The organism is Dysgonomonas sp. Marseille-P4677, assembly GCF_016652235.1.
Lineage (GTDB): Bacteria > Bacteroidota > Bacteroidia > Bacteroidales > Dysgonomonadaceae > Dysgonomonas.
The window spans coordinates 10,240-18,412 of the sequence record NZ_JAEPKU010000081.1 but is presented as its reverse complement, the minus strand read 5'-3'; the positions used below and the strand labels follow the sequence as shown (position 1 = coordinate 18,412).

The following is an 8,173-nucleotide window of genomic DNA, read 5'->3' as shown; positions in this document are numbered from 1 at the left end:
GTTTACAGCATATTACACCTAACAAAAGAAAATATTATTTTTTTTTGATTTCATTTATGGAATTCTGTAAACAAATTACTCTATAGATTATAAAACAAATATATAAATCAATATATTTGTAAAAAGGGGGATATGTGTCGCTCTCCTTTGGCGACGCATATTAATGTCTATACATTAATGAAAAACAGTATGGTGAGATTTATTAAGTATACCATATTCTCGTTTATGGTTCTGACAATAGTAATAGGACTAGCTTCTTTTATTAACGAAAATGAAGCTGTGAAAGAAATCCGCAGATTTAACGCCGACTTGTTTAGAGAAATAGGATACACAGACGATGAACTGAGCTTATTCTGTGATGTTGCCTTTATGCACGAAGACACGCGTATCCGAAAATGGGACAGAGATATAAAGGTAGAAATAAAAAATATCGCTGACCTGAGTGATAAATCGATTGCCGAAGTCGACTCGGTGATTGCCATACTAGCCCCGCTACTAGCTCCCATAAAAATAGAACGTGTAAGAAGCGGTGGTAACCTCCACGTATACCGTAAGGTATCGGAAGTGGTGTCGCACAAAATCAAGTCTCACCCACGTCCTGTATGTCTCAATGGAATGGCAAAGATTAACGGGAAATCAGACCGCTCGTGGAGTATCAATTATGCATGTATATACGATGGAGCCCACTCGAACTCACAAACGCTGTTGCACGAGTTTGAACACGCACTCGGACTCGATCATCCCATCAAATTATATTCCTATTATGTAACTATCGGCAGATCGGTAATTCCTCAATATTTCAGATCGAAAGAAGATGTAAGAAGTTTTCTTCGCCAACCGTTTTACATTTCGGAACAAGAGAAGAAAGTAATAAAAATGTTATACTCCCCTGAAATAAAAGCGGGACTGCATATTGAAACATTTGCACGCAGAATGGAATTTACGGATGAAGATCGGATACGCTTGATTCCGGAAGCAAGTAAAAATTCAAGAATCGTTATTTATCCTTCACCCGAAGAGTATCATAGGTATGAAATAAAATAAGTAGTGTCTAAATTAAATAAGAAATCTAATATTCTTTATATCATTTATTAGACTAAATAATGTATTTTCGTAAAAAACTAATATATTTAACTATGAGAAATATTCTTGTTTTCAGCCTAATATTATCGTTAATATTGGCATGCTCCAAAGATGAGGAAAAAGAGATAACCTTAACCACTTCTGTCCAAGAACTGTTTTATACAGCAGATGAGGGAGAAAAGTCGTTCAGAATACAGTCAAACCACGAATGGACCATCAATAATATACCAGATTGGTGTACTTTAGACATAACAGAAGGCAGTGGTGACCAGCACATAACTGTTAAAGCTTTAGCCAATCCGAATGAAAGCGATCGAAAATCCGAATTGACAATTAAGGCCGGAAGTAAAACTATATCTTTAAAAATAACTCAATTGGCAAAAAATGTAACATTAGCTATTTCCGAATTCCAGCTAACATTTGCTGCAGAAGGCGATGAAAAAAGTATACAAGTAATAACAAATGAAGCCTGGACAGTGACGGATGCTCCAGAATGGATTATTCCCGATATAGGAACGGAAACCGATAGTGGAATATTAAAATTAAAAATAGAAGAAAATCTTGACGAAGCTCCGAGAGAAGCTATTCTAACAATTAAAGCGGGAAGTAAATCTGAACAACTGACTATCAAGCAATCCGGACTGGTTTATACATTAAATATATCATATGGCGTTATCAATTTCTTTTCTAAAGATGATCCTAAAGCAATAACTATCACATCTAATGGAAAATGGACTGTATCACCAGAGGCAACATGGTGTGTGCCCGACAAACAAGAGGGTATAAAAGATCAAACTCTTGCAGTATCGGTTCTGGAAAATCTTTCAGATAAAAAGAGAGAAACCGAAATTATTATAAAAGCCGGTAAGTTGACTAAAAAAGTATATATCAAGCAAGGTAGATTTATAACGGTTACAGATAATCCTTACCAGTTCAACGAAAGAGATAATGCCATACGTACCGGAGACAAGCTGATAGGAAGGCAAATAGAACATGTAGATCCCGGTTCAAAAGGAGAAAATATAGTATGGAATTTTAGTAATCTTAAAGTTACAAATAGCGCATATACCGTAGAATACTCCGATCCTCCGTTCGAAACAGGAACGAATGAATATATATTAGGAAGAACCCGATTTAAGCTAGCATCCACCGAACCTAATAGCTTAGTAGTCCGCACCGAGCACAATACAATGTACTCTTTCCATACCAAAGACAATCAGATACTAGCCTATGGACACGAAAACCCAAGTGTAATATTGGAATATAATCCTCGAATGATTTTCGGCAAATTCCCTACCTACTATGGAGATTCTTATAAATACGATTATAAATCGAAAGGGCTATATTCCGGTTCAGTAGGTATTGCCACTAAAGGATATATGGAAATGGAAGCCGACGCCTATGGCTCTGTTATATTTCCAACCGGAAAAATAGACAACGTCATAAGGATCAGATACACACAGCTTATCCAGGATGACTATTTACCGGGAAGCCAGCCGAGCGAACTCCCTCCCAATAAGAGTCTTTACACAATATACCGTTGGTATGCCAAAGGCTATCGATATCCAATCTTTGAAGTCATGAAAAGTGAAAACCTAAACGAGAACAAGACTATTTTTGAAACAGCTTTTTATTATCCACCCGAAGTACATACTTATCTGAACAAAGGAACAAAGTCTATGCCGATAAGAATATTGGATAATAAAGAGATCATAAAGAGGCTGGAGAAATGTGTATTCAAGCCTTGATCCGATATTAAAAGAAAAAGATAAGTAACATATCACATTTTCGACAATTGTAATAACTTTTATCAACTTCATCTATCACCTGTTAAATTAAAAATATATATAAAATCTGCATTATTAAAAAACTTACAGCTAAATTTAAGGGTTATAGTAAGGTATCTGTTTAATATTCACTTTTAAATTATTATACCTATGAAGATACACGAATATCAAGCTAAAAATCTTTTCTCGTCTTATGGCATCCCTGTAGAAAAATACGTATTGTGCAATGTAGTAGATGAAGCCGTTGCTGCATATGACCGATTAGCCATAGAACGGGTGGTTGTAAAAGCGCAGGTTCTGACTGGAGGACGGGGCAAAGCCGGAGGAGTAAAACTTGCGAAAAACAGAGAAGATGTATTTACCCATGCCAATGCTATACTAGGCATGAACATCAAAGAGTTTCCTGTAACAAAAATCATTGTAAGCCAGGCCGTAAACATCGGATCGGAATATTATGTAAGCTTTGTTATTGACCGCAATACCAAAACGGTAATACTGATGATGAGTGCCGAAGGTGGTATGGACATCGAAGAAGTAGCCAAGCATACACCTGAAAAAATACACCGCTTCAGTATCGATCCATTTATTGGCATTCCCGATTATCTGGCTCGCCGTTTTGCGTTCTGCCTGTTCGACGAAGTGACTCAGGTAAACCAAATGGCCGATATTTTACAAAAGCTATACAATTTGTTCATAGATAAAGATGCATCTTTGGCCGAGATCAATCCACTGGTACTCACCCACGAAGGAAACCTGATAGCCATCGATGCCAAAATGACTTTCGACGACAATGCCCTCTATCGTCAGCCTCAGATACAAGCCTTATTTGAACCTACCGAAGAAGAAAAAACCGAAGCCTATGCAAAAGAAAAAGGCTTTAGTTATGTGCATCTAGATGGTGAGATAGGATGTATGGTAAACGGCGCAGGTCTGGCCATGGCAACCATGGATATGATAAAACTATACGGAGGTACACCTGCAAATTTCCTTGATATTGGCGGCAGTTCCAACCCCAACAAAGTGATAGATGCTATGACCCTCTTGCTCAAAGACCCTCAAGTAAAAGTAGTGTTGATCAATATATTCGGTGGCATAACCCGTTGCGACGATGTGGCTTCAGGTTTACTCACCGCCTTCGAACAACTCAAAACCGATATTCCGGTTATTGTTCGCCTTACAGGTACCAACGAAAAAGAAGGCCGCGAGATGCTGAAAGGCACACGCTTCAAAGTAGCTGAAACAATGGGCGAAGCTGTACAGTTGGCAGTCAACAGTAAATAATTAGCGAATTAGCCTATTCGATAATTAGCAATTGTTTTGATATATCCATTTGCTAATATGCTAATTTTCAAATTTAAAAAATTAAACTTATGAGCATACTAATAAACGAATCAACACGACTTATAGTACAGGGAATTACCGGACGCGACGGTAGTTTTCATACCAGAAAAATGAAAGAGTACGGAACAAATATAGTAGGTGGCACTTCGCCCGGAAAAGGTGGTACGGAAGTACTCGGTGTACCTGTATTCAATACTGTATATGAAGCTGTGCAACAGACTCAAGCCGACACGTCTATTATATTCGTCCCCGCCCGATTTGCAGCCGATGCTATTATGGAAGCTGCTGATGCAGGTATCAAACTGATTATCTGTATATCGGAGGGATTGCCTACTCTCGATGCTGTTAAAGCTTACCGTTTCACTCAATTGAAAGGGGCTATGCTAATAGGCCCTAACTGCCCCGGATTGATGTCGCCCGATAAATGCCTTGTCGGCATACTACCCGGACAAATATTCAAAAAAGGAAATATTGGAGTCATCAGCCGTAGTGGTACTTTGACATACGAAGTGGTATATCAGCTGACGGCAAACGGTATGGGACAATCGTCGGCCATCGGTATGGGTGGCGACCCTGTGGTAGGACTTTATTATAGGGAGTTACTGGAAATGCTGCAAAACGACCCTGATACAGACGCCATAGTGATGATAGGTGAAATAGGCGGCAATGCCGAAGAACTGGCTGCCGCATATATCAAGAAGCATGTAACCAAACCCGTTGTAGGCTTTATTGCCGGACAAGCTGCCCCCGTTGGCAAACAGATGGGACATGCAGGTGCAATCATAGCCAGCGGATCGGGTACGGCAGCCGAGAAGATAGCTGCACTCGAAGCTGCGGGAGTAAAAGTAGCCAAAGAACCGGCTGATATTCCGGGGATGCTGAAAGAACGATTAAGTAAGTAAGATTTGTAAGTAAGAAGATGAAAGCCTCTTTGCTTGATGCAAAGAGGCTTTTTTATCTATAATCAGACATTCTTGTTAACACTCTTTTATGTTGATTATCCTGTTTTCTTACCAAAATTAAAATATGGAATTTCACTTCTATTTTACTCTATTTGTAAAAATAAACATTATGAAAATTATCTTATTAACATTTACTGCATTCATAATAATGACCTCATGTAAGAATAATGCTCATAAGCTGGAAACTAACGACAATATAAATTGGGAAACACTTAAAATTGAATCGAGAAGCCAGACTATTATAATTGACAGATATGAAGAATATGGAATACGAGATACTTGTGATTTTGAGGAAGTAGAAATAGACAAATCCTCTGTTCAATATAGGCCAATAAATAGAGGACAGGAATATTTTAAAATAACCCAACAGGAAAAAGACTCCCTGTTCAAATATGTTTATGATATAGTGACCAACCCGGTATGCACAGAACAATTTGCAACCTGTTATGTAGGTAATATATCTATCGGATTTAGTATGATTAACACAACCCGGATATGCAAATACAACTCTGTTGGGAATTGGACCACGATATCACCTTCAATGTATAGGTTATATTCCTTATTAAATGAGAAAACCAAGATTCCCGAATACTAGATCTATTAATCTTACCCTTCAATTGGCAATCCAACGCTTATTATATAAAGACGGTATACATTGGCTATAAATATCAATTACCTCGGCCAAAGACAACTGAATGTGGGATACTACTATCTCTTCTCCGTTCAGTATAAAACACACAGAACTCTGTGTCTGGTGTAAATATTCAACACTTTCATTTTGCAGACAGCTAATAGGAAACACCTCGTTATTACTTAAATAGTAGATATCTATTTTACTATATGACCATTCTTTATATCTATCTTTCATCAACCTGTAATTGGCATAATAAGTAAGTTTCCTTGTGCCGAAAACATATACCTCCCGACCATATGTATTCCATAAATACAGTCGAAACAAATAACCGCCACAGAGCCACGAAATTATAAAAGAAAAGAGAATACCAAATTGAAGCGGTTCGCCCGAAGGAAGAAAAAGAACTAAAATAATTATAACAGGTATCAAGAAAATAACAGATGCTGTAGTCAGTAAAATATATCGGGCATATCTCTTTTTCTTTGCTACTAACAGTTCCAATATTACCGATTGGTCTGATCCGACTGCTATTTTGTATCTATTCTCCATCAGGGAATAAATCAGGTAGCGTATACTTGTTTGTATCCAAGCGATATACATTTGTCTCTCTCAACTCAAAGCCAATGCTACGGTAAAGTTTATTGGCAGCCACCCTATCGGGCCGAGAAGTGAGATTAATGCTTGTCACTCCCAATTCGGCAGCAAAGCTTACGGCATGTCTAACCAGCAATTCACCGATCTTTTGACCTCGTGCCGAGGTATCGACCACTACATCTTCTATCCATGCCTTTTTGCCTGATGGCGTGTGTATTACAACAAGGGTTAAAGTACCCACTATCTGAGTATTGCGGGCGATGAACAAGTAATTGCCGGGCAAAGCAACCAGCTTTTGCAAATCTTCGCCACAGGGTATATTGCAATGAGGTGACAATTGAGGTATGAGAAGCGTAAAAGCCATTTCAATTTCATCGGTAATTTCCCCTACCTGTTCTATATATATCATTTTAATCTCATTTTTTATCTACACGAACAAAGATAATAAATAATGATAGCCGACAACTTCCCCTCAGGTATATTCTTCGGAACTATCCAGCTTTTAAGTAAGGGAAAAAAATAGATCTGTATACCAAAGTTAAAAGCCCCTCGAAGCGTCTAATTATGTTATTAAACACATATCAACCAATTATTTATATATATTTAAAGAAAGGGCCAATCACGCAGTGTTATTTTAACACAATAAATTTCTTTTTGGCTTTCATTTCCAGTATATTTGTAATGAAAAGGATAGCATAATTGCATAAGACTTGATTGGAAAGTTGTCGATTCATACTTAATTCATTACTTGATTTTAAATATAACTAACTCGACAGACGACTTGAGATAACGAAAAATATTTATCGTTGCAATCAAGGCTTCATCTTTTCATTCAATTTTTTTTAACGAAAAGGGCTTACGATACTATTATTGCATTGTAAGCCTTTTTTTGTTTTAATAAATCATAAAACGATAAAAAAGAAAAACGTCATTTTAACACAATATATTTTTATTATATATCATAATATATTAGTTTAGTGGCTAATAAAATGCCTTTTCGGTATACAAATGTTAAATATGATGATGATTTAGTTTTTTAATTAGAAGTTAATAAATGCAGGGTTTTCCTGTTTATATATCCATCCTTAACTTTACATAAATAAAGAGCTACACAGAGATAACTATTGTTAGAGAAGAGCTTGTAACATTATAGATATGTTACAAGCTTTTTATATTTATAGCCCCTATTTTGCTTATAAGTTTTAAACTATTGTTAATTCATTTAGTCTATATTTGTATAAAACAATCTGACAACTGATGAAACTACCACACTGCATACTTATTTTGATACTCACACTTATTCTTGCCGCATGCGGCGATGAGGACAACCCCATAGACCCCAAACCTACTCCGCCAAGCCCCGACCCTACCCCGAAAGAAAATATAGTTTTCACTCGTGACGGCGATTTGCTGCGTGCCGGAAAGGGTAAAACGGGCGATGTGGTATTCAATCGGGATGGAGACCTCATACGGGCCGGAGGTTCGAAATCGGGTGACGTGGTCTTCAACTTAGACGGCAACCTGATTCGTGCAGGGGAAACAAAGACAGGCGATGTGGTCTTTAATATCGACAATAATTATATTCGTGCCGGAGAGAAGCCTGACGGGGATATTGTTTTTAATCTGGATGAGGAGTATGTGAGAGGGGGTGAGAAAAAAATAAGCAAACAAATTTATACTCTTTATAGAGAATATGATGGAAAATGGGGTGTATATGCAGGAAACAAATTTTATGACTCTGCTGTATATACTCTTTATAGAGAATACGATGG

Annotated in this window: 8 protein-coding genes; 6 read left to right on the top strand and 2 right to left on the bottom strand. The window is 37.4% G+C overall.

Features of this window, described 5'->3' with window-relative positions; all coding sequences use genetic code 11:
- The first annotated feature begins 189 nt into the window (after positions 1 to 189).
- The 5 genes from JGH11_RS13425 to JGH11_RS13405 all read left to right on the top strand — a co-directional run bounded on the left by JGH11_RS13425 (position 190) and on the right by JGH11_RS13405 (position 5,768).
- Complete coding sequence (locus JGH11_RS13425) at positions 190 to 1,044, top strand: hypothetical protein (protein WP_201112617.1); 855 nt, start codon at positions 190 to 192, stop codon at positions 1,042 to 1,044.
- 92 nt (positions 1,045 to 1,136) lie between these two features.
- Complete coding sequence (locus JGH11_RS13420) at positions 1,137 to 2,831, top strand: BACON domain-containing protein (protein ID WP_201112616.1); 1,695 nt, start codon at positions 1,137 to 1,139, stop codon at positions 2,829 to 2,831.
- A gap of 189 nt (positions 2,832 to 3,020) precedes the next feature.
- Complete coding sequence (sucC, locus tag JGH11_RS13415) at positions 3,021 to 4,151, top strand: ADP-forming succinate--CoA ligase subunit beta (protein ID WP_201112615.1); 1,131 nt, start codon at positions 3,021 to 3,023, stop codon at positions 4,149 to 4,151.
- 89 nt (positions 4,152 to 4,240) lie between these two features.
- A complete protein-coding gene (gene sucD / locus JGH11_RS13410; RefSeq protein ID WP_201112614.1) occupies positions 4,241 to 5,113 on the top strand; it encodes a succinate--CoA ligase subunit alpha in 873 nt (290 codons plus the stop codon).
- A 169-nt stretch (positions 5,114 to 5,282) separates the two neighbouring features.
- Positions 5,283 to 5,768, top strand: a complete 486-nt coding sequence (locus tag JGH11_RS13405) for a hypothetical protein (protein ID WP_236263989.1) — start codon at positions 5,283 to 5,285, stop codon at positions 5,766 to 5,768.
- Between the two features lie 18 nt (positions 5,769 to 5,786).
- Here the strand turns inward: JGH11_RS13405 and JGH11_RS13400 are convergent, their stop codons facing one another.
- Positions 5,787 to 6,356 (bottom strand): hypothetical protein, encoded by a 570-nt coding sequence (locus JGH11_RS13400; protein ID WP_201112613.1) that lies wholly within the window; start codon positions 6,354 to 6,356, stop codon positions 5,787 to 5,789.
- Complete coding sequence (locus tag JGH11_RS13395; RefSeq protein WP_201112612.1) at positions 6,346 to 6,810, bottom strand: GNAT family N-acetyltransferase; 465 nt, start codon at positions 6,808 to 6,810, stop codon at positions 6,346 to 6,348. The genes JGH11_RS13400 and JGH11_RS13395 overlap by 11 nt, the downstream gene beginning before the upstream one ends.
- Positions 6,811 to 7,658: 848 nt before the next feature.
- Here JGH11_RS13395 and JGH11_RS13390 point away from each other — a divergent pair.
- A partial coding sequence (locus tag JGH11_RS13390; RefSeq protein ID WP_201112611.1) for a hypothetical protein occupies positions 7,659 to 8,173 on the top strand: 515 nt, incomplete at its 3' end.